The sequence below is a fragment of the Burkholderiales bacterium genome, assembly GCA_036262035.1.
Lineage (GTDB): Bacteria > Pseudomonadota > Gammaproteobacteria > Burkholderiales > SG8-41 > JAQGMV01.
Genome location: DATAJS010000009.1, coordinates 288,333 through 310,276, shown reverse-complemented (window position 1 = coordinate 310,276; position 21,944 = coordinate 288,333). Strand labels below are relative to the sequence as shown.

General features: G+C 65.2%; 16 protein-coding genes and 1 tRNA gene. 11 read left to right on the top strand and 6 right to left on the bottom strand.

Translation table 11 applies throughout. The features are described from left to right. Positions 1-30: 30 nt before the first annotated feature. From VHP37_07380 to VHP37_07370, 3 genes are all read left to right on the top strand, one after another. Positions 31-2,199, top strand: coding sequence for a SulP family inorganic anion transporter (locus tag VHP37_07380; GenBank protein ID HEX2826149.1), 2,169 nt, complete (start codon positions 31-33; stop codon positions 2,197-2,199). A 73-nt stretch (positions 2,200-2,272) separates the two neighbouring features. After that, positions 2,273-3,262, top strand: a complete 990-nt coding sequence (locus VHP37_07375; GenBank protein HEX2826148.1) for an ABC transporter substrate-binding protein — start codon at positions 2,273-2,275, stop codon at positions 3,260-3,262. A 193-nt stretch (positions 3,263-3,455) separates the two neighbouring features. Further along, on the top strand, positions 3,456-4,079 hold the full coding sequence (locus VHP37_07370) for an ABC transporter substrate-binding protein (protein HEX2826147.1): 624 nt from the start codon (positions 3,456-3,458) through the stop codon (positions 4,077-4,079). Between the two features lie 618 nt (positions 4,080-4,697). Here VHP37_07370 and VHP37_07365 read toward each other — a convergent pair. Next, entirely contained in the window at positions 4,698-5,342 is a 645-nt protein-coding gene (locus VHP37_07365) for a DUF642 domain-containing protein (protein HEX2826146.1), read from the bottom strand. Positions 5,343-5,938: 596 nt separating this feature from the next. On the opposite strand from VHP37_07365, the gene VHP37_07360 reads away from it, so the two are divergent. Beyond that, positions 5,939-6,184, top strand: a complete 246-nt coding sequence (locus VHP37_07360) for a hypothetical protein (protein ID HEX2826145.1) — start codon at positions 5,939-5,941, stop codon at positions 6,182-6,184. Between the two features lie 75 nt (positions 6,185-6,259). Further along, complete coding sequence (locus tag VHP37_07355) at positions 6,260-7,237, top strand: tripartite tricarboxylate transporter substrate binding protein (GenBank protein ID HEX2826144.1); 978 nt, start codon at positions 6,260-6,262, stop codon at positions 7,235-7,237. Positions 7,238-7,378: 141 nt separating this feature from the next. Here VHP37_07355 and VHP37_07350 read toward each other — a convergent pair whose 3' ends face one another. The 3 genes from VHP37_07350 to VHP37_07340 form a co-directional block, all read right to left on the bottom strand. After that, positions 7,379-8,332 (bottom strand): ABC transporter substrate-binding protein, encoded by a 954-nt coding sequence (locus VHP37_07350; GenBank protein HEX2826143.1) that lies wholly within the window; start codon positions 8,330-8,332, stop codon positions 7,379-7,381. 842 nt (positions 8,333-9,174) lie between these two features. After that, positions 9,175-9,603, bottom strand: coding sequence for a hypothetical protein (locus VHP37_07345; GenBank protein ID HEX2826142.1), 429 nt, complete (start codon positions 9,601-9,603; stop codon positions 9,175-9,177). Positions 9,604-10,243: 640 nt separating this feature from the next. After that, positions 10,244-10,319, bottom strand: a tRNA-Asn gene (locus VHP37_07340). Between the two features lie 140 nt (positions 10,320-10,459). Here VHP37_07340 and VHP37_07335 point away from each other — a divergent pair. Further along, positions 10,460-11,749 (top strand): hypothetical protein, encoded by a 1,290-nt coding sequence (locus tag VHP37_07335; protein HEX2826141.1) that lies wholly within the window; start codon positions 10,460-10,462, stop codon positions 11,747-11,749. Positions 11,750-11,804: 55 nt separating this feature from the next. Here the strand turns inward: VHP37_07335 and VHP37_07330 are convergent, their stop codons facing one another. Next, positions 11,805-13,010, bottom strand: coding sequence for an amino acid aminotransferase (locus tag VHP37_07330; protein ID HEX2826140.1), 1,206 nt, complete (start codon positions 13,008-13,010; stop codon positions 11,805-11,807). 133 nt (positions 13,011-13,143) lie between these two features. On the opposite strand from VHP37_07330, the gene uvrB reads away from it, so the two are divergent. Together uvrB and VHP37_07320 are read left to right on the top strand one after the other, a co-directional pair. After that, complete coding sequence (uvrB, locus tag VHP37_07325) at positions 13,144-15,207, top strand: excinuclease ABC subunit UvrB (GenBank protein ID HEX2826139.1); 2,064 nt, start codon at positions 13,144-13,146, stop codon at positions 15,205-15,207. 11 nt (positions 15,208-15,218) lie between these two features. Beyond that, positions 15,219-15,701, top strand: a complete 483-nt coding sequence (locus tag VHP37_07320) for a low molecular weight protein-tyrosine-phosphatase (protein HEX2826138.1) — start codon at positions 15,219-15,221, stop codon at positions 15,699-15,701. Between the two features lie 51 nt (positions 15,702-15,752). On the opposite strand, the gene VHP37_07315 is transcribed toward VHP37_07320, so the two are convergent. After that, positions 15,753-18,701: an Rne/Rng family ribonuclease gene (locus VHP37_07315; protein HEX2826137.1), complete on the bottom strand. Its 2,949-nt coding sequence runs from the start codon at positions 18,699-18,701 to the stop codon at positions 15,753-15,755. Positions 18,702-19,192: 491 nt separating this feature from the next. Between VHP37_07315 and VHP37_07310 the strand changes: the two genes are divergently transcribed. The 3 genes from VHP37_07310 (at position 19,193) to VHP37_07300 (ending at position 21,844) form a co-directional block, all read left to right on the top strand. Continuing rightward, the gene (locus VHP37_07310; protein HEX2826136.1) at positions 19,193-20,176 is read left to right on the top strand and encodes an RluA family pseudouridine synthase; all 984 of its coding nucleotides are present in this window, start codon (positions 19,193-19,195) and stop codon (positions 20,174-20,176) included. Continuing rightward, entirely contained in the window at positions 20,160-20,816 is a 657-nt protein-coding gene (locus tag VHP37_07305) for an HAD-IA family hydrolase (GenBank protein HEX2826135.1), read from the top strand. The genes VHP37_07310 and VHP37_07305 overlap by 17 nt, the downstream gene beginning before the upstream one ends. 71 nt (positions 20,817-20,887) lie before the next feature. Next, complete coding sequence (locus VHP37_07300; protein HEX2826134.1) at positions 20,888-21,844, top strand: S49 family peptidase; 957 nt, start codon at positions 20,888-20,890, stop codon at positions 21,842-21,844. Positions 21,845-21,944 lie beyond the last annotated feature (100 nt).

Sequence of the window (21,944 nt, the reverse complement as noted above, 5' to 3'; positions counted from 1 at the left end):
ACCGGAGACCGCCATGCGCAAAGTGACGAGATGAGCGGCCTCGGCAAGGCCGCGACCATCGCGCTGCTCAACCTCTCGCTCGTGCTCGCCCTGGGCTCCCTGGGCGCGACAGCGCTCGGACAGTCCGCGCTCGGCGCCGGCATCGTCGCCGCCTTCATCGCAACGAGCGTTGGGGGCTTTCTTGTCGCGCTGATCGCTCGCGCTCCGGCGGAAATTGCCGGTGCCGCGTCGTCGACAACGATCATCTACGCAGCGCTCGCTGCCGATCTGGTCGCGCATGCAGGCTCGCATACAAGCGTTGCGCAGGTTTGGGCAGCGCTCTCTGTCGCGGTGATGCTCGCGGGCGTGCTCGTGGTGGTTGCGGGCTATGCGCGCTTCGCAAGCGCGATCAAGTTCATGCCGGCGCCCGTCAATGCAGGCTTCGTCACCGGTCTCGGACTGATGGTCGCCTGGTCGCAGCTCGGGCCGCTGCTCGGAGTCGAAGGACGACTGTGGGCCCACGGGTGGAGCGGGGTCATCGCGCACGTGAAACCCGCATCAGCCGCAGTCGGCCTCATCACGGCGTTCACGGTGTGGGCCGCTCCGAAGCTGAGCCGACGAGCGCAGCCGGCGCTCGTGGCGCTCGCGGCCGGCACCACAGCGTATTACCTCATCGCCTCGATGGAGGGCTTGGCGGTGCTCGGCCCTACGCTCGGCAAGATCGCTCCCGCAGCCATAGCCCCGGCGACGGTAGCCTCGATATGGAGCTTCTTCGATGCGCACTGGTTCTTCGCCACCGCATGGTACGTCGCGCCTTACGCTGCGTTCCTCGCGTTCCAGATCATCATGAATACCGCCCTCGGAGCCGCTGCGGTCGGCGCGATTCGCGGCACGCGCTCGAACGTGAACCGCACGCTCAAGACCGAAGGTTGGGTGAACGTGTTGTGCGGTTCCGCCGGTTCGCTGCCCGTGACGACGATCGGGTCCATCGCGTTGCCTGCCGCGCGCATGGGAGGCGTCACGCCATCGGTGGCGGCGATCAGCTGTGCACTGCTGTTCACGGCGGTTTTCGTCGCGAGCGATCTCCTCGCGCGCATTCCCGTCGCGGTGATCGCCGGGATACTCATCATGAACGGCTTCGCGATGGTCGATCGCTGGGCGCTCGGCCTCTTGGGCACTGCACGACGCGCCACAGTCGGACGCGCTCAGGTGCTGTGGAACCTGGCAATCGTCGGCGCCGTGGCCGGGATGTTCTTCCTCGGGAGCGTGCCGCTGGCACTCTTCGTCGGCGCTGTAATGGCGATGGTGCTGCTCGCACTGAGCCTCTCGGAGGCGACCACGTTCGAGAGCATCGACGGTGGCGGGCTCGCTTCGACTCGCGTATGGCCGCTCGAGCAGGCGCAGTGGCTCGCCGGCGAGCGCGGCTGCATCGCCGTGTTTCGCCCGCGCGGCAGCGTCTTCTTCGGTACCGCCGATCAGCTTTCCGCGCGTCTCGATGGCGTCGAGACGGGCGTGAAGTTCGTGGTGCTCGACCTCTCACGAGTGACCACAATGGACGCGACGGGGTGTCAGATCGTCGCAGCCGCCGCTAAAAAGCTCACCGGCAAAGGGGTGACGACGGTGCTCGGAGGCGTGCGGCCCGGCAGCGCCCGCGGTCACGAATGGCGTGCGCTGGGTCTCACACAGCCGGATGCCAAAAGCCACTGGTTCGACGACTTCGACCACGCCCTGGAATGGGTCGAGCTCGCTCTCTTGCGCAGCCGCTGGCCGGCGCTGGAGACGCGCGCCGCAGACCTCACCGATACGCCGCTCACGCAGGGTTTGTCGGAAGGCGAGGTCGACGCCTTGAGAGACTATGTGAAGACCGCTGACGTGCCGGCGGGGCCGCTTTTCACGCGAGGTGACCCCGGCGCTTCCATGTTCGTCGTCGCTTCGGGTTTTGTCGAAATCCGCATCGCCGACGAAGCCGCGCAGTCGACGCGACTCGCGGCCTTCGGCCCCGGCAGTATGTTCGGTGAGATGGCCATGATGAGCGGCGAAGGGCGCAGCGCAGACGCGGTGTGCCTCGAGCCCACACGGCTGCACGAGCTGACGCGTGATTCGTTCATGCAGCTGGCGATGCAGTCGCCGGCGCTCTATACGCGGGTCGTCGAAAACCTGAACCGGCATCTGGCGAACCGCCTGGTGATCTCCACATCGCTGGTTCAAGCCAGGCGTTGAAAAGCCGCCGTCGATCCGTCCGGCCAGGACTATCGCGTCTACAAAACCAACGAATGAACCGAGGAGAGTGTGAATGAACCGGAGAGAGTGTATTTCCCTGCTCGGCGGAGCGGCGATGGCCGCGGCTGCGCCTATCGCGAAGGCGCAGCAGCCCGGCCGCGTGGTTCGCGTAGGCCACCTGTCGGCGCTTGCACACAGCGTAAACAGGGTATACGTCGATGCCTTCCTCGCGGCCATGCGCTCCCTTGGTTACGTAGAGAAGCAGAACCTGGTTTTCAGCGAACGCTACGCCGAAGGAAGAGTGGACCGGCTGCCGGCACTTGCCAGGGAGCTGGTCGGCTCGGGATGCGATGTCCTGCTCGCTTCGACCACGCCCGGCAACCTTGCGGCCAAGGCGGCGACGACTACGCTGCCCATCGTGATGGTGCTGATCGCCGATCCGGTCGGTTCCGGTATCGTGCCCAATCTTCAAAAACCCGGCGGCAACATTACCGGCGTCACCAATATCATCGCTGAGCTCGCCGGCAAGCGCCTCGAGCTTCTCAGGGAGATCGTGCCGAACGCCTCACGCATCGCGGTGTTCCTGAATTCGAACGATCCGAACGTGCCCCTGCAGACGCGCTACGCCGAGGCCGCCGCGCGGAATCTGAAGGTCGATCTCAAGCCCGTGATCGAGATTCGCACGCCGGCCGACCTGAAAGGGGCGTTCGACACCGCGGCGCAGGCCGGGGTGCAAGGCGTGCTTCGCATGGTCGACCCGCTAGCCTTTACGCTGCGGCAGCAGACCGCCGCGCTCGCGGTGCAATACAGACTGCCCATGATGCATGTGCTTCGCGAAGCCGTCGACGCGGGCGGGCTCGCTGCGTATGGCGCCGACGTAGCGGAGCAGTACCGCCGGGCCGCGACCTTCGTCGATAAGATCCTGAAGGGCGCGCGGCCCGGCGACCTGCCGGTGGAGCAGCCAACGAAGTTCGAGCTGGTGGTGAACCAGAAGGCGGCGCGCGCGATCGGGCTGACGATCCCGCAGTCGGTACTGCTGCGCGCCGACGCGATCGTCGGATGAACGACAATTCGCCGTGAATATTCACGGCGCGCGTGTTGACTTTGTCATCGGATCCGATATGCAGCACCGGTTACAGTGGTTTCGCACCCGCAGCGGTTCAACGCGCGGTGCAGAGAGCGAGACCGTGTGAAAAAGCTATCTGTGATGATGTGTGGTGTTGTTACCCTCGCCGCGGTAACCAGCCATCCCGATCGTGATCACTCAGGTGCCCGACGCAGTCGCCACCGGCTTGGTGGATAGCCTTTCACGTCCAGGACACAACGTAACCGGCGTCCAGTTGAATACCGCCGAGACCGCGGCGAAGACACTGGAGATCCTCCGCGAGATCCTGCCTCGTGCTCGGACTGTTGTTTCGCTCGTCGATCTCTCGTCACCGGTGACCGGCTTCTACAGCGCGGAAGTGGCGCGGGCCGCCAAGCTCCTCTCGCTCAGTTTTCAGACGATCGCGCTCAAATCCAGCGGCAACCTCGACGCCGCATTACCGGAGCTTTCGAGGCTGCGACCGCAGGCGGCCCTCGTGCAGCCGACGCTCGGCCTGCGCGCTGCCGAGATGCTGTTGACGCATGGAGTGCCTGCGGTGTCGCCGAGCGCCACTCTCGCCCCTTCCGCCCTCATAACGTACTCTGCCGACCTTTCCGACATCTACAGAATCGCTGCGGGTTACGTCGATCGCATTCTGAAGGGCGCGAGACCCGCCGAGCTTCCGGTACAGCAACCCACCAAGTTCGAGCTGGTGATCAATCACAGGACCTCGCGGGCGCTTGGCATCGACTTCCCAGCCTCCATCGTCGCGCGCGCCGACCGCGCGATCGAGTGATGCGGACAGGAGAAGGTTTGGGACTCATCTTCCGGCGAAGCTAGCATTTCAGCTCGGCCGCTCGCGTTTACATACCGAGCGCCGAGAACTCGGCGACGAATAACTCGTTGCGGCAGCGAGTTGGCGCACTCGCGTGAGCGCGGGAGCGAGGGTCACTCTGTCCGTCGGCCTTTCAGAGCAAAGACTCGCTGCATCTATGCAAGGCGCGCGAACGCGAGAGCTCCTTCGATAGTCCGCGTCGACAAAAAATCGCCAAAAATCGGCGAAGTTTGCAAGAGCGCGGGAGAGGGCGCCGCGCGCAAGTGCTCGAAGTGATTTGGCTCTCGGACCTGGGCTCGAACCAGGGACCTGCGGATTGACAGTCCGCTGGCAGCCGGCCCGGGCGCTCGCCCCGCGGCACGTGCCGCCAACCGGTCTCAGCCTTCGGTTATGCTCGTTGGCGCGGTGCGCGCGCGCGTAATCGGCCTGTACTTGCAAGAAATAGCATGCAGCACCCGGATTTGCGTTCGAATCCCCGTGGGGGACGCCAGCTCAACTCCGTGCGCCAATCGATACGCTTGAGCAAGCCACCAAGGAAAACGGCGCCCTAAGGCGCCGTCGCACGAACTCAGACGCCGGTCAGGCGTCTTTGCGTCTGCGGCTCAGGCCGAGTGCGGCGAACGCTGCGCCCATCAGCGCGAGCGTGCCCGGCTCGGGCACGGCGGTGAACGAGACGTTGTCCAGGCCGGCCATGTTGTCCCCGGGTGGGGTTGCACTGACAAAAGCGATCGTCGTCGAGTTGCTCGCCGCTATCACCGGAAAAGTGAATTGCAGCCAGTTGAGGTCTCCGGGCGTGCTGTTCGGATTGACGAATGTGCCCATCAAAGAGCCGTCGATGAAAAGGTTGACGGCCGAATCCAACGTGTAATTGGGCTTGCTGTCGTCCTGGTTGCCGACGAAGAACGTCAGCGTGTACGTCGCGCCTGCCGTGGTCGCGACGCTTTGCTGCACGCCGCCGAATCCCGCGTTGCCGAGGCCCGTCAGGTCGAGCGACTGATCGCCGTGCTGGGCGCTGAAAGCCAAACCGGGTTCGGTGTACGTGTCGTGGATGAGCAGAACGTGCGACCCGATGACGGTCCATCCGACGATGGAGGGGTCGCCGGGGCCCACTGGCGCGAATCCGGAACCGATCCCCGGGGTCTCGAAGCTTCCGTTGATCAGAGCTGCGGAGGCCGCGAATGGCGTCAGCAAAGCCGCCAGGAACAGCGCCGATAGCTTTTTCATCTTCCCTCCCTTGTGTGTCCGCGCTTCGAGCACAAAGCGGGCCGGAATTAATGTTCTCGCAGAAACAGTAACTTACACGCGGTCGGGTGATGCGTGTGTAAACCACACCGACACCGACGTTGGCCCTGAATTCGACGGCAGTTCATGAGTAGAGGTAGTCGGCCTCCATCGACCCTTGGAAAGGGGATGGGACGAGGAAGAAAGCGAACTTTTCGGGAGAGCAGATCACGTACGCGTTGCGCCAAGCTGATGGCGGCAGCGCCGGTCGGGGACGTATGCCGTCAGCTCGGCATATCTGAAGCGACGTTCTATTTCTGGAAGAAGAAATACGGCAACTTGGGGGGAAGCGAGCTTCGTGAGATTCGCCAGCTGTGTGATGAGAACGCGCCATTGAAGCGCGTGGTGGCGGATCTCACGCTCGACAAGCACTCCTCTCGGAGGTCCGCCCAAAAAAGCTTTAAGGCCGGCACGGCGGCGAGAGCTTGTCACTTGGATTCAGGAGACATTCCAGGTGAGCACCCTGCTCGTGCGCACTCGCGCACGCGCCGGATCTTCGCGACGTCGCTCTCGACTATGGGGATCGCATACTCAGAGGGTTGGCGAATGCCGCCGACCTGCCGATCCAGCAGCCGACGTCGTTCGACTTGGTGGTGAACGTCGTCGCTGCCAAAGCGGTCGGCGTCAATCTGCCGGGATCGTTCTCCTTAGGTCATCGTGGTTACAACGGTCTCGTGGATTATGTCCGCGCCAACGTCGGCCCGCCGCAACGACGCAGCAGTTCGGAAGCAGTTTGGATTTGCCGCGCATCGGGCGCCCGTGAATATTCACGTTTCCACAGGTAACTCCGCACATCCCGCAACCCACCCAAGTGGATAAAGTCGACCTGCATCCAACGACTAACGACAGGAGATCACACGATGAAAACCACGCTGGTGAAGAAACCGTTGGTCGCAATCGCGACGGCGGCGCTGAGCATGATGAGCACGACGTCCGACGCCGCCGATTACCCGGTCCGTCCTATTCGCTTCGTGATTCCGTTCCCTGCGGGCGGCCCCACCGACGCCGTCGGGCGCATCCTGTCGCAGACGCTCACGCCGACTCTCGGACAGCAAGTAATCATCGACAACCGCGCGGGCGCCGACGGCTCGATCGGCGCCGAGATCATCATGCGCGCCCAACCGGACGGTTACACACTGCTCATGGGCACGAGTAGCACCATGGCCGCGGTCCCGGCGTTGCGGAAACAGGCGCCCTACGAGCCGACGACCGACTTCGCGCCTGTGACGATGCTGGGTTACCTCAGCATGGTCATGGTCGTGAATTCCAGCCTCTCCGTGAAGACCGTTGGCGAGCTGATCGCCTACGCGCGCGCGAACCCCGGCAAGCTGCACATTGCTGCCGCGAACCCGCCGACGATCTTCGCGCTGGGGCAGCTCCGCTCGTTCGGCAAATTCGTTGCACTCGACGTTCAGTACAAGGGCGATGTCGCAGCGATGCCGGACCTTCTGACAGGCCGCATGAACGTGATGGTGGGCGGCACGAACCTCCTGCTGCCTCATGTGAAAGACGGCAAGCTCCGAGCGCTGGCTACGCTCAGCGAGACGCGAACGCCGCCCGCGCCGGATGTTCCCACGATGGCCGAAGCGGGGTTCCCGAAGTTCTCGATTTTCCCGTGGGTGGCGCTTTTCGCCCCTGCAAAAACCCCAACTGCGGTGATCGAGCGGATCACGCGTGAGGCCGGAGCCGCGCTAGACAATCGCGAAGCGCGGGCGCAGTTCACGAAGATCGGATTCGATCCGCAGGCTTCAACGCCCGCAAAGCTGCACGAATTCGTGAAAGAGCAGAAGGTCGCATGGGCGAGCGTCGCGCGGGAGATCGGATTGCCGCAGCAATAGACGGGGGTGATGGACATGGCCTGCTGCGCCACCCGACATCCCACCCTCGCAACGAGGAGGGTGCATGACGGGTGGCGGAAGCCCGGCGCATCGCTTGGTTTGGATGATCTCAAGGCGCCGTTCGGCGCCTGGCGCATTCCATCAATCGATCACCTTGTCGGCTCGCAGCAGCAGCGTCTGCGGCACCGTCATACCGAAGGATCGAGCGACCTTGTGGTTGATGACGAGCTCGAACTTGGTCGGGAGCGCGACCGGCAGATCAGAGGGACGCTGACCCCTGAAGATGCGGTCGACGTAGCTCGCGGCCTTGTAACAAAGATCCCGCGGATCTGCGTTATACGAGAGCACGCAGCCCGCATCGGCAAACGCCGAGTTGGTCCCGATTGCCGCGACACGGTGCTTCACTGCCAGGGCGACCGCGGGAAAACCGAGCGTGTTCACGATGATCGCGGCCTCGGAGCGCGCCTTGACGAGGGCGGGGAATGCCGCCTCGAGCTCGTCATTGTTCTTCACACTGTAAGGTTGAACATCGACGGCCATGGTCTTGCCGGCCGCATTGATCTGCTCGAAAAACGGCTTGGAGTAGGGATTATTGGCATCCAGCAGCACGGCAATACGCTTCAGCGTCGGGAGCAGCTCGCGCATGAGCTCGAGCGTCTTGGCGGCGGCCTCGGGGCCGCTGGCCGAGACGCCGGTGATGTTTCCGCCCGGCTGCGCCAGGGACTTGATAAAACCGGCGCCCACGGGGTCGCCCGCCGGCGCCATCACGATCGGTATGTCCCTGGTCCCGGCTTGCGCAGCGCGTGTGGCGGGAGTCTGGTTCGTTACGATGATCGCCACCTTGTCGCGGAGGAGATCGGCCACCATGTCCGGCAGGACCTTTGCGGTCGCAGCGGATTTGACGTCGACGACGATGTTCTTGCCTTCGTGCAAACCGAACTCCCGCAACCCTTGCCGAAAGTGAGTCAGGTACGGTTCGGCGTTCGAGCTTAGCGTGAGATACCCCAGGCGCCGCAGGGCCGCCTGTTGTGCGTAGCCATGCGATGGCCATAGTGCAGCCGCCCCGAGCGTTGCCAGAAAGTTACGCCTGCGCATGCAGTCACCCTCCGTTTAATTGTGCCCATACCGCGCGGTTGTCATCCGATCAACTCGTCGACGCGCACGAGAACCGACTGCGGAATCGAACTCCAGCGTCTTCGCGGTATTCGGGATCGTCACCGGTGGTGAAGACCCCACGGGAATCGAGCTCGCGGCCGCTTTCAACGCGATGGCAGCGGCCGGATCGTGAGTAACGATCACCGCGACATTACGGCTCCCGAACTCGGCCGCGAACTAGCGAGCTTCTCCTATTCACGCCCGCCCGTCGGTATTCCACCGCGACATTCCGATCTTCGACGTAGGCGCTCTCTTAGAGTCCCTTGCGGGACGCGGCGACGAGGTGGACGCGTTGCTTTCGGAGGCGCTGTTGAGAGAGCCGATGAAGCGCAGGCTCGGCTCCTGCGCTCTCGCCGTGAATGGGACCATCAATGCCGCACACGCGCCCGACAGGAATCTGCGTCTTCGCATCGGAACCTCCCGCGATTTCCATGAACCCCGCTTGATCTTAGCGAATAATGCGGTCCAGTTGTCGCCGCGGCACGTTCATCGCAACGAGCATTGAGGCCTTTTCGTCGCGCTGTCGCCCGCGCTCCGGCGGAGACCGCTCGGGCTGCATCCTCGACCACGATCATCTATGCAGCGCCGGTGTCGATCTGGTCGCACGCGCCGGGTCGCAGGCGAGCATGAAGCGAAGAGAGCGTATTTCCCTGCTCGACGGAGCCGCGATTGCGGCGGTCACGTCCATCGCGAAGGCGCAGGAGCCCGGCCGCGTGTTTCGCGTCGGCCATCCTCGGCGCTTGCACACAGCGTACGAGGCCATACGTCGATGCCTTCGCTGTTCATTGCCCCGAGCTCCGCCTTCTCGCCAGAGTATCTGTCCCGCCGCTTTCTGTGCCATCGAAAAAAGCATTGCTGTTCCCGCCGGAAAAATGGACCGGTTCGTAGTCACGCATGTCGAAGCCCGCAGCGGTATTGCTGGCGCCGTCCTCGCTTCCGTCGAAGAACGCGTTCGTATTACCGCCTGAGAAGTGGACCGGCTCGTACTCGCGCACGTCGAACGCCTGGGCGCTATGGCTGGGCCGGACGGCTCCGCCGGGGATCTCGCCAGCGTGAGCGTTGAGCGTAGGGAACATAAGGGCTAGAGCCAAAACAAAAGCGGGACGAGTATTTTTCATGATGGGCTCATGTCGGTTGAGTTCAGGGCCATCGTAGGTCTGCCGCCAAATTGCATCGGCGAACAAGTTGGCACGCTCGCCGTGAATATTCACGCCGCGCGCAGCGACCTCAAGGTCGGGCAGGGGAGTGCTGCTGCTTCGGTCGCGCAGGCGCAGAATCTTGTAGGCCGGGATCGGGCGATTGATGCCCTTCAGCGCGAGCGCCGATGGCTCGCCTTATCATGATGGCATCGCCCGCGGAGCTCGACGATGCCGTCGTGCTTCAGGGTGAGGCGTCCATCGCTGTGGTAGTCGCGCAGGACGTCACGTCTTCGGCTCGGCGCTTTCAAGAAAGGCGCGTGTAGCCGCGCTGCTCGCCGGTTGACGGCAGGGACACCCGGTACTCATCTTCCGAGCCCTGACCGACAAAGGAGCGGCTGGCATGTGCGCAGGGGCGACAGTTGCGCCGCCGAAGAGAATGTTCCAACTCAGCCGCTCGCGTTTACATACCAAGCGCGGCGAACCGTGCGGTAAATAACTCATTGCGACAGCGAGTTGGCGCACTCCCGTGAACGCGGGAACGACGGTCACTCTGTCCGTCAGTCTTTCAGAGCGAAGATTCGCTGCGCATATTCCAAAGCGCACGAACGCGAGAGCTACTTCGATAGTCCGCGTCGGCAAAAAAATCGCCAAAAAGCGTCGAAATTTGCAAGACTCGGAAGAGGGTGCCGAGTCGTAAGTGCTTGAAGTGAAGTGGCTCCCCGACCTGGGCTCGAACCAGGGACCTGCGGATTAACAGTCCGTCGCTCTACCGACTGAGCTATCGGGGAATTGCCTAGTCTTACGCGGGCTGACCTGTTGCTGTATCCCGCGTCAGGAAGGCGCGTATATTACCGGCTCGCTCCCTCCCGGTCAACGTCCTTCCTGCCAAATCTTCAAGCTTATGAAGTGGTTAAAGGGCATAGCTCTAGTGCTGCTGGCGCTCGTCTGCGCAGCAGCGCTCGTGCCGTTCTTCGTCACGCTCAACGACTACATCCCGATACTGGAGAAAGAGCTGTCGGCGCGCGTCGGGGAGCCGGTGTCCATCGACAATCTGCAGGCCGCGCTCCTGCCGGTGCCGCACGCGCGGGTGGAGGGCATATCGATCGGCACCGCGGAGGACGTGCAGGTCGGGAAGGTCACGCTGAAGCCCGACCTGTGGTCGCTGCTGCGCTCGCAGAAGGTCATCCGCAGCGTGGAGCTCGAAGACGTCACGCTCACGCAGAAGTCGCTCGGCGCGCTCGCGGCGCTGTCGCAGGGCGACAGGGGCGCGGGCAGCGTGCGGGTCGGGAACGTGCGGCTTTCCAATGCGGTCGTGAAGCTGGAGCGCTCGAAGTTCGGTCCCTTCGACGTCCACGTGCGGGTGAGCGGGGCGGGCGAGCAGGGCCTCGTGACGCTGAAGACGCGTGACAACGCGCTCGAAGCTAAGGCGATCCCCGACGGCGAGCAGTACAGGATCGAGATCAGCGCCCGCAAGTGGACGCCCCCGATGGGGCCCGCGTTCGTCTTCGATCAGCTCGAGGTCAAAGGTGTGGTGCGCGCCGAGGACGCCGACCTGCCGGCGATCACCGCGAAGCTCTACGGCGGTACTGCGACCGGCGCGGTGAAGCTCGAATGGGACAAGGGCATTGCGATCAAAGGCAATCTCGATCTCCAGGCGATCGAGGTCACGCAGCCCGTCGCGATCCTCTCGCCGAATACGCGGGTGAGCGGCCGGCTCGACGCGAAGCCCGCTTTCAGCGCGCACGCGGCGAGCGCCGAACAGCTCGACGACGCGCTGAAGCTCGAGTCGCCGTTCACCGTGCGCGACGGTGTGCTGCACGGCTTCGACATCGCGGCGGCCGCGGCGAGCCTCGGCAAGCACACCAGAGGCGGCGAGACGCGCTTCGACCGGCTTTCGGGGAAGCTCGCGGTCGAGCGCCGCAGCTATCGTTTCACCGATCTGAACATCGCTTCGGGCGCGCTCGCCGCGCGCGGCAACGTCGCGATCTCGCCTTCGAAGGCGCTGTCGGGTCAGCTCAGCGCGAACGCGACGACGCTCGGCAAATCGGTATCGATTCCGTTGGCGGTGAGCGGGACGCTCGATTCGCCGATGCTCCTGCCGAATGCGGCCGCGATCGCCGGAGCGGTGGCGGGCACAGCGGTGCTGCCGGGCATAGGGACCGCTGCCGGAGCGAAGGTGGGAGAAGTGGTGAACGGGTTGTTCGGGAAGAAGCAGTAACGCCCGGTAGCAAACCGGGGTCTGACCCCAAAAAGCCGGGGGCAGACCCCGTCAATTACACGAGCACGCTCGCGACGGCCTTGGTCACGTAATCGATGTTCTTCGACGACAGCGCCGCGACGCAGATGCGGCCGGTGTCGATGGTATAGATCGAATACTCCTCGCGCAGCCGGCGCACCTGCTCGCGATTGAGGCCCGAGTAGGAGAACATCCCGCGCTGCTCGATCACGAAGCTGAAGTCGAAATCGGCGCGCTGCGCACGGATCTTCTCGACGAACTGGCGGCGCATCGTCTTGATGCGATCGCGCATCTGCCCGAGCTCCTTGTCCCACAGCGTGCGCAGCTCCGGGGTCGTCAGCACCGTCGTGACCGCCTGGCCGCCGTGCGTGGGGGGGCTGGAGTAATTGGTGCGGATGACGCGCTTCACCTGCGACAGCACGCGCGAGGCTTCTTCGGCGCTCTGCGTCACCACGTGGCACGCGCCGACCCGCTCGCCGTAGAGCGACAGCGACTTCGAGAACGAGCTCGACACGACGAGCGTCGGGCACGCGGCGGTGAAGCGGCGCACTGCGCTCGCGTCGGCGTCGAGGCCGTCGGCGAAGCCCTGGTAAGCGAGATCGAGGAAAGGCACGAGTCCGCGGCGGTTCACGACCTCGATCACGCGTTCCCACTGCGCATCCTTGAGATCGACGCCGGTCGGGTTGTGGCAGCACGCGTGCAGCAGCACGACCGAGCCCGCGGGCATCTTGTCGAGCGCGTCGAGCATCGCGTCGAACTTCAGCCCGTGCGTCTCGGCGTCGTAGTACGGATAGGTGTTCACGCGATAGCCGGCGAACTCGAAGATCGCGCGGTGGTTTTCCCACGACGGATCGCTGATCCAGACGTCCGCGGTCGGATTCACGCGCCGGAGGAGGTCGGCGCCGGTCTTCAGACCCCCGGTCCCGCCGATCGTCTGCACCGTGACGATGCGGCCTTCGCGCACCGCGGCGCTGTCGGCGCCGAAGAGCACTTCCTGCACCGCGCGGTCGTAGGTCTTGAGCCCGTCGATGGGGAGGTAGTTGCGCGGCACCGCGTTCTCCGCCATCTGCAGCTCGGCACGGCGCACGCACTCGAGCACCGGCACCTTGCCGTTGTCGTCGGTGTACACGCCCACGCCGAGGTTGACTTTGCTGGGGTTGGGATCGTTGTGATACGCCTCGGTGACGCCGAGTATGGGGTCGGTGGGCGCCATTTCGACGCCGGCGAACAGAGATGAGCTCATGGAGGGGTCTTCGCGGCTAAGGTCATGAATCTGAAGGCCGCATTCTAGCATCGCAGCGCGGCAACCCGGGCTTGAAGTGGCGTCGCCGCAGCCCGATATGCGAAAATCCGCTGTTAGCCTCCCGCTTTGTCCGATGGCCGCCAAACCCGCCAGGAAGTCCCAGGAACCGCAAGCCCAGGTTCTCACCTTTCCCGACAGCCCGTACCGGTTGCACCAGACCTTCCCGCCCGCGGGCGACCAGCCGCTCGCGATCGAGACGCTGGCCGATGGCGTGCGCGACGGGCTTGCGTACCAGACGCTGCTCGGGGTGACCGGGTCGGGCAAGACCTACACGATGGCGCACGTGATCGCGCGCCTGGGCGTACCCGCGCTCGTCATGGCGCCCAACAAGACGCTCGCGGCCCAGCTCTATTCGGAGTTTCGCGAGTTCTTCCCGGAGAACGCCGTCGAGTACTTCGTCTCGTACTACGACTACTACCAGCCTGAAGCCTACGTCCCCTCCAAGGACCTCTACATCGAGAAGGACTCGAGCATCAACGACCACATCGAGCAGATGCGCTTGTCTGCGACCAAGTCGCTGCTCGAGCGCCGCGACACCATCATCGTGGCGACGGTGTCGTGCATCTACGGTATCGGCGATCCCGGCGAGTACCACGGCATGATCCTGCACCTGCGCGAGCGCGAGAAGAATCCGCAGCGCGACATCATCCAGCGCCTGGTGGAGATGCAGTACCAGCGCAACGATTTCGAGTTCAAGCGCGGCGTCTTTCGCGTGCGCGGCGACGTGATCGACATCTTTCCCGCGGAGAACTCGGAGACCGCGGTGCGCGTCACGCTGTTCGACGACGAGGTCGAGACCATCAACATCTTCGATCCGCTCACCGGGCAGGTGCTGCAGCGGGTCGGGCGCTACACGGTCTACCCGTCGAGCCACTACGTGACGCCGCGCTCGACGACGATGCGCGCGGTCGAGGCGATCAAGGCGGAGCTGCGCGAGCGCATCGCGTGGTTCCAGCAGCACAACAAGCTCGTGGAGGCGCAGCGCATCGAGCAGCGCACGCGCTTCGATCTCGAGATGCTGAACGAGATGGGCTTCTGCAAGGGCATCGAGAACTACTCGCGCCATCTCTCCGGCCGCGCGCCGGGCGAGCCGCCGCCCACGCTGCTCGACTATCTGCCGCGCGACGCCATCATGATCGTCGACGAGTCGCACGTGACGATCCCGCAGGTCGGCGGCATGTTCAAGGGCGACCGTGCGCGTAAGGAGAATCTCGTCGAGTACGGTTTTCGCCTGCCTTCGGCCGTCGACAACCGGCCGCTCAGGTTCGACGAGTTCGAGAAGATGATGCGACGGACGGTCTTCGTCTCGGCGACGCCGGCAGACTACGAGCGGCAGCACCAGTCGCAGGTGGCGGAGCAGGTGGTGCGGCCGACCGGCCTCATCGATCCCAAGCTCGAAGTGCGGCCGGCGTCGACGCAGGTCGACGACCTGCTGTCGGAGATCAACGACCGGGTCGCGAAAAACGAGCGGGTGCTCGTGACCACGCTGACCAAGCGCATGGCCGAGGACCTGACCGACTATCTCGCCGAGCACGGCATCAAGGTGCGCTATCTGCACTCGGACATCGATACCGTGGAACGCGTGGAGATCATCCGCGACCTGCGTCTCGGCGAGTTCGACGTGCTGGTCGGCATCAACCTGCTGCGCGAAGGTCTCGACATCCCCGAGGTGTCGCTCGTCGCGATCCTCGACGCTGACAAGGAAGGCTTCCTGCGTTCCGAGCGCTCGCTCATCCAGACCATCGGCCGCGCGGCGCGCCATCTCCACGGCACCGCGATCATGTACGCCGACGCGGTGACCGAATCGATGCAGCGGGCGATCGACGAGACCGAGCGCCGGCGCGCGAAGCAGGTCGCGCACAATGCAGCGCACGGCATCACGCCGCAGGGCGTTTCGAAGCGCATCAAGGACATCATCGACGGCGTGTACGACGCCGAAGGCGCCAAGAAGGAGCTCAAGGCGGCGCAGAACGAAGCGCGTTACGAGCACATGCACGAGAAGGACCTCACGCGCGAGGTGAAGAAGGTCGAGAAGGAGATGCTCGACGCGGCGAAGAACCTCGAGTTCGAGCGCGCGGCGGCGCTGCGCGATCAGCTCAAAAAGTTGAAAGAGCGGCTGTTCATCAGGGCGGCATGACGGATGAGGCGGTGAATAAACAAGTCAGGATTCTGTTCGTCTGCCTCGGCAACATCTGTCGGTCACCGACCGCCGAGGGCGTGTTTCGCCATCTGGTCGAGAATGCGGGCCTCGCGGACCGCATCCTGATCGATTCTGCGGGCACCGGCGAGTGGCACGTCGGTTCTCCGCCGGACGCACGCGCATGCAAAGCGGCGGCGGCGCGCGGCTACGATCTGACCAGGCTGCGCGCGCGGCTCGTCACGCCGAAGGATTTCGAGACCTTCGATTACGTGCTGGCGATGGACGAGGAGAACGTTCGCGCGCTGGAGCGCATCGCGCCGCGCGCGCTCAGGCACAAGATCAGGCTTTTCACCGAGTTCGGGGCGAACGGTGCGAGCCACGTCCCCGATCCCTATGCGGGAGGTCCGAAGGGGTTCGAGCTGGTGCTCGATCTCGTGGAAGACGCGGCGCAGGGTTTGTTGCGCCACGTGCGCTCGGAGCTTCACGTATAAAAAAAACCGGGATGCGACGCATCCCGGTTCTTGTTTTTCCCGCGCGTTCTATTACGCGTGCATCTCGGGCTCGCGGCGGCGGGTTTCCACCTGGACCAACGGCTCGGTCGAAGGCGGCGGCAGCGGCTTGCGCGCGCGCGGGATGCGCCGCGGCGGCTCGGGCTGCGGCTGGGCCGCGGCGGCGGCTGCCTTGCCCGGATCGGTCTCGACCTGCACGAGGTCAGCCGGCCATTCGAGCTTGAGCGCGAACGGAACGGCGGGCCGTTGCTCGGGCTCGGGCGCGCGAGCGGTGGTCTCGACCGGCGCAGGGTGCGCGATGGGCTGCGGCTGCGTTTCGAACACGGGCTCAGGCGCGGGCGCGGGCGCCAGCGGGGCGGTGGTCTGCACCTGCTCGGTCACGACTTCCGCCTGCGGGTTTGCTTCGGCGACCGGCGCTGCTTCGGCGACCGGCGCAGTGGGGAACGCACGATGCGCGCTTTCCTCGGCGCTGATCTCTGCGCCTGCCGCGGCGATCTGCGGTTCGGTCACTTGGTCGGAGAGATCCGCGACGAGCGCAGCGGCGCCGCTTCCGGTCTCGAGCGTCGGCATGCCTTCGCTGCCGGCCGGTGCTTCTCCGCGATGCTCGCCGTGACCGCCGCGGCCGCGGCCGCGCCGACGACGACCGCGACCTTCGCGGCCTTCACGCGCTTCGCCTTGCTCGCGCTGCTGACCTTGCGCCTGAGCTTCTCGCGGCTCATGTGGTTCGCGCTGCTCGCGCGGCTCGCGTTGTTCCCGAGGCTCACGGGCTTCACGCGGCTCGCGCTGTTCACGCGGCTCGCGTGCTTCGCGCGGCTCACGCTGTTCACGCGGCTCACGCTGTTCACGCGGCTCGCGCGCTTCGCGCGGCTCACGTTGCTGCTGTCCGCCGCCGAGCGCGTCCGCCTGCTGGCCTTCGGCCGCGCGGCCTTCGCCGTGACGCTGCCGGCCGCGGCCGTCGCGACGGCCTTCGTGACGCTGCTCGCCGCGCTCACCGCGTTCCTGGCGCTCACCACGCTCACCGCCGCGGCGCTGTCCGTCGCGATCCCGGCGCTGGTCACTACCTTGGAGCGCGCCTTCGCCACGCTGGCGCTGACCGCGCTCTCCGCGCTCGCCGCGGCCGCCGCCTTCACGCTGCGATCCGCGCTCGCCTTCGCCGCCAGGTCGGAAACGGTTCATGTCGCGGCGGCCGCGAGGCGCGGGACGCACGGCCGGACGTTCGGCTTCGGCCGGCGCCATGGGAGCGGCAGGGGCCGCGTCGGGCTTGCGCTGTTTGAACCAGCCGAAGATCTTGCCGATGATGCCCTCGTCCGCGGCGGGCACAACCGACGGCGTTGCAGGCGCCTCGGGCGCCGCCTCGCGCGCGATCGGCGCGGGCTGCTGCGGCGTGATGCCGCGCACCGCGGCTTGCGGCCGCGGCGCCGCGGGTTCGGCCGACGTCGCGCCGATCGTGTTCTCCTCGGCCGGCGCCTCGACCATCTCGTAGCTCGCGGGCAGCGGCTCGGAATTGTTGAGATCGTCGTGACGCAGACGCTGCACCGTGTAGTTCGGCGTCTCGAGGTGGATGTTCGGAATGAGGGTGACGCTCACGCGGTGGCGCGCTTCGATGAGCTGGAGATCGACACGCTTTTCGTTCAGGAGGAACGTCGCCACGTCGACCGGCACCTGCGCGTGCACCGCGGCGGTGTTGTCCTTCATGCCTTCCTCCTGAATGATGCGCAGGATGTGAAGGGCGGTGGATTCGGTGCCGCGGATGTGTCCGGTGCCGTGGCAGCGCGGGCAGGGGCTGTGGCTGGACTCGCCGAGCGACGGCCGTAGGCGCTGGCGCGAGAGCTCCAGCAAGCCGAAGCGCGAGATCTTGCCGGTCTGTACGCGGGCGCGGTCGTACTTGAGCGCGTCGCGCAGACGGTTCTCGACTTCGCGCTGGTTGCGCCCGCTCTCCATATCGATGAAGTCGATGACGATCAGCCCGCCAAGGTCGCGCAGCCTGAGCTGGCGCGCGATCTCGTCGGCGGCTTCGAGATTGGTCCTGAAGGCGGTCTCTTCGATGTCCGCGCCCTTGGTCGCCCGCGCCGAGTTGACGTCGACCGAAACCAGCGCCTCGGTGTGGTCGATGACGACCGCGCCGCCGGCGGGCAGGTTGACCGCACGCGAGTACGCCGATTCGATCTGGTGCTCGATCTGGAAGCGCGAGAACAGCGGAACGTCGTCCTTGTAGAGCTTCACGCGGTTCACGTTGTTCGGCATCACGTGCCCCATGAACTGCTGCGCCTGCTCGAACACGTTCTCGGTGTCGATCAGGATCTCGCCGATGTCCTGGTGGAAGTAGTCGCGGATCGCGCGGATGACGAGGCTCGATTCCTGGTAGATCAGGAACGCGCCGCCCTGCTGGTGAGCCGCGCCTTCGATCGCGCGCCAGAGCTGGAGCAGGTAGTTCAGATCCCACTCGAGCTCTTCCTTGGAGCGCCCGATCGCCGCGGTGCGGCCGATCACGCTCATCCCCTGCGGGATGTCGAGGTTGTCGATGATGTCGCGCAGCTCGTTGCGGTCCTCGCCTTCGACGCGCCGCGACACGCCGCCGCCGCGGGGGTTGTTGGGCATGAGGACGAGATAGCGGCCGGCGAGGCTGATGAAGGTGGTCAGCGCGGCGCCCTTGTTGCCGCGCTCGTCCTTGTCGACCTGGACGATGACTTCCTGGCCTTCCTTCACCGCGTCCTGGATGCGGGCGCGGCCGACGTCGATGCCGTCGCGGAAGTAGGCGCGGGCGATCTCCTTGAACGGGAGGAAGCCGTGACGCTCGCTGCCGTAATCGACGAACGCAGCCTCGAGGCTGGGCTCGACGCGGGTGATGACACCCTTATAGATATTGCTCTTGCGTTGTTCCTTGGCGGAGGACTCGATGTCGAGATCGATCAGCTTCTGACCGTCGACGATGGCGACGCGCAGCTCTTCGGCCTGCGTCGCGTTGAACAACATGCGTTTCATTTCTTGTTTTCTCCCGCGCTCGGGCACGACACGGGAAGAGCTGCACGGCTGCAGCCTGCGACGGGCAGGGTGTCAGGAGAGAGGCGATCACCGGATTTGCATCGTCAGGAAATCGTGACCACTCGGTCGGAGTGCAGTTCTTGAGCAGGTGACGCGGCGTGCGCATCGCGTGCGAGCACGCGGCGGAAAGCGCGTAACCAGGGATTCTGAAGTGCCGTGAGCGCGTAATTCGTCTACTATCGCTGCTTCGTCTGGTGAGCGACATTAACCAGGAATCGCGCCGTTCGGTTCCGAACGACGCCGATTCTGCGACGCTTCGTCGCAATGCCCTTCGTTGCACTGATACACACCAGTCTCAGCTCGTGTCGCGGTCCCGCTCGTTTTTCCTGCAGGGAAGGCTTACGTCGGTTGCCGGTCGCGCCTGCTGCCCGCATTTCGAGCAGATCGCACAGACCGGGGTCATGGGCTGGTGCGCGGAATAGTATAGGCAAATGAAAGGGTTAAGTAAAGAATCCGCAACGTCGCACGAAGTCGGGGAAGAAGGCGAGGCCCAGCGCATCGACAACTACCTGACGCGGCTGCTCAAAGGCGTGCCCAAAAGCCACGTCTACCGCATCCTGAGAAGCGGGGAAGTCCGGGTCAACAGCCGCCGCGTCGGTCCCGAGCATCGGCTCAAGGCCGGCGACCGGGTGCGCGTGCCGCCGATCCGGGTGGCGCACCGCAGCGAGACGGCTGCGGGTCGCATGCCGGCCGCGCCGCGGACCCCGGTGGCCCCGCGCTTCGCCGGGCGCATCCTGTTCGAGGACGATGCGCTGCTCGTCATCGACAAGCCCGCCGGCGTCGCGGTCCACGGCGGCAGCGGCGTGTCCTCGGGCGTCATCGAGCAGCTTCGCCACGAGCGGCCGCAGGCGCGGTTCCTGGAGCTCGTGCATCGCCTCGACCGCGACACCTCGGGCGTGCTGGTGCTCGCCAAGAAGCGCTCGGCGCTCACCGACCTGCACCGGCAGCTCCGCGAGGGCGCGGCGCGCAAGCTCTACCTCGCGCTGACCAAAGGCCGCTGGACAGGTCCGGCGCGCACCGTGGCGGCCCCTTTGCATAAGTACGTACTGCCGTCCGGCGAGCGCCGCGTGCGGGTGCACGACGAAGGGCAGACGGCGCGGACGATCTTCCGGGCGAAGCGCCTGTGGTCGGGCTACAGCCTGGTCGAGGCCGAGCTCAAGACCGGCCGCACCCACCAGATCCGGGTACATCTCGCGCATGTCGGTCATCCGATCGCCGGCGACGACAAGTACGGCGACTTCGATCTCAACAAATCGCTCGCGCGCGAAGGGCTCAAACGCATGTTCCTCCACGCCTGCCAGCTCACGGTGCGGCACCCGGTCAGCGGCGAAGCGGTGACTTTCGAAGCGCCGCTGCCCGCAGAGCTCGCGACTTTCGTCGATCGACTGAACGCTGCCGATGCCCCGACGCTTTGATCTGCTCGTCTTCGACTGGGACGGCACGCTGATGGATTCGGCGCGCTGTATTGCCGAGTCGTTACAGGCCGCATGCGGCGATTGCGGCTATCCGGTTCCGAGCGATCGGGACGCGCGCTATGTCATCGGGCTCGGCCTCAACGACGCGATGGCGCACGTGCTGCCGGGCGTAGCTCCTTCGGACTATGCGACCGTCGTCGAGCGCTATCGCCATCATTTTCTGTTGCACGATAGCGGCACTACGTTGTTTTCGGGAATCGCCGAATTGCTCCAGCATCTCAAGGACTCGGGTCACCTGCTCGCGGTGGCGACGGGCAAGACCCGCCGCGGGCTCGATCGCGCGCTGGAGCAGACGGGGATCCAAGGTTGCTTCGACGCGACGCGCTGCGCCGACGAATCGCAGTCCAAGCCGCACCCCGAGATGCTGCATTGGCTGATGAAGAGCCTCGCAGTCGCACCCGAACGCACCCTGATGATCGGCGACACGACTCACGATATGGAAATGGCGCGCAACGCGGGCGTCCCGCGCCTCGCCGTGGCGCACGGCGCCCATGCGTCGTGCGCCCTCGTGGAGTACGAGCCGCTCGCATGCGTCGACGATTGCGCAGGCTTGCGCGAGTGGCTCGAGCGCAATGCGTGACGCGCCCGCACAATCCAGCGGCTATACTAGACGCAGGCTTCTTAGTCGCGAAGAACAGGTTCAGGTGAGCAATGGCTGAGCTCGAAAGGCCAACGGAAGACAACTGGGAGCGCAAGGCGCTCGAGCGCGTCGCGATGGCGGCGATCCAGGAGCAGCGCCGCGCGCGCCACTGGGGCATCTTTTTCAAGATCCTGCTGTTCGTCTATCTCTTCGCCCTGCTGTTCATCGCCCTCGGCTGGACCGGTAAGAAAGACGCGTCCACCGGCAAGCACACCGCGCTCGTCGAGCTGCGCGGCGTCATCAGCCCCGAGAGCGCGGCCAGTGCCGATAACGTCGTCTCCGGGCTGCAGGAAGCCTTCAAGGACAAGCGCACCCAGGGCGTCATCCTGCGCATCAACAGTCCCGGCGGCAGCCCGGTGCAGGCCGGCCACATCAACGACGAGATCAAGCGCCTGCGCGCGAAGTATCCGAACATCCCGTTGTACGCGGTCGTCGAGGACATCTGCGCGTCCGGCGGCTACTACGTCGCCGTCGCCGCCGACCAGATCTACGTCGACAAGGGCAGCATCATCGGCTCGATCGGCGTGCTGATGGACGGCTTCGGGTTCACCGGACTCATGGACAAGCTCGGCATCGAGCGCCGCCTCCTCGCCGCGGGCAAGAACAAGGGCTTCCTCGATCCGTTCTCGCCGATCCGCGAAGACCAGAAGGAATACGCCGAGACGATGCTGGGCGAGATCCACCAGCAGTTCATCAACGTCGTGCGCCAGGGCCGCGGCAAGAAGCTCAAGGAAACGCCCGACCTGTTCTCCGGATTGCTGTGGGTCGGCACGCGCAGCGTGGAGCTCGGGCTCGCCGACGCTCTCGGCAGCGTCGATTACGTGGCGCGCGAAGTCATCAAAGCGGAAGACATCATCGATTTCACGCAGCGCGAGAGCATCGCCGAGCGCGTCGCACGCCGTTTCGGATCCGCGATGGCCGAGACGCTGGTGCGCGCCGCGAGCACGAACCCGGTGAGCTTGCGCTGATACGCCGGGCCGTCGCCCGACGCGACGGCTGTAGTTTGCACGATCGGCCCGGTGGCCGGATACAGGCTCGCGCGAGCGGCGCGCGAGGCGGGTGCAGGGG

What these genes read in the sequence shown, in the direction of transcription:
- VHP37_07330 (HEX2826140.1), bottom strand. Translation starts at nt 13,010, where the DNA reads ATGAGCTCATCTCTGTTCGCCGGCGTCGAAATGGCGCCCACCGACCCC.
- VHP37_07355 (HEX2826144.1), top strand. Translation starts at nt 6,260, where the DNA reads ATGAAAACCACGCTGGTGAAGAAACCGTTGGTCGCAATCGCGACGGCG.
- VHP37_07305 (HEX2826135.1), top strand. Translation starts at nt 20,160, where the DNA reads ATGCCCCGACGCTTTGATCTGCTCGTCTTCGACTGGGACGGCACGCTG.
- VHP37_07380 (HEX2826149.1), top strand. Translation starts at nt 31, where the DNA reads ATGAGCGGCCTCGGCAAGGCCGCGACCATCGCGCTGCTCAACCTCTCG.
- VHP37_07350 (HEX2826143.1), bottom strand. Translation starts at nt 8,332, where the DNA reads ATGCGCAGGCGTAACTTTCTGGCAACGCTCGGGGCGGCTGCACTATGG.
- VHP37_07310 (HEX2826136.1), top strand. Translation starts at nt 19,193, where the DNA reads ATGAAAGGGTTAAGTAAAGAATCCGCAACGTCGCACGAAGTCGGGGAA.
- uvrB (HEX2826139.1), top strand. Translation starts at nt 13,144, where the DNA reads ATGGCCGCCAAACCCGCCAGGAAGTCCCAGGAACCGCAAGCCCAGGTT.
- VHP37_07365 (HEX2826146.1), bottom strand. Translation starts at nt 5,342, where the DNA reads ATGAAAAAGCTATCGGCGCTGTTCCTGGCGGCTTTGCTGACGCCATTC.
- VHP37_07300 (HEX2826134.1), top strand. Translation starts at nt 20,888, where the DNA reads ATGGCTGAGCTCGAAAGGCCAACGGAAGACAACTGGGAGCGCAAGGCG.
- VHP37_07315 (HEX2826137.1), bottom strand. Translation starts at nt 18,701, where the DNA reads ATGAAACGCATGTTGTTCAACGCGACGCAGGCCGAAGAGCTGCGCGTC.
- VHP37_07375 (HEX2826148.1), top strand. Translation starts at nt 2,273, where the DNA reads ATGAACCGGAGAGAGTGTATTTCCCTGCTCGGCGGAGCGGCGATGGCC.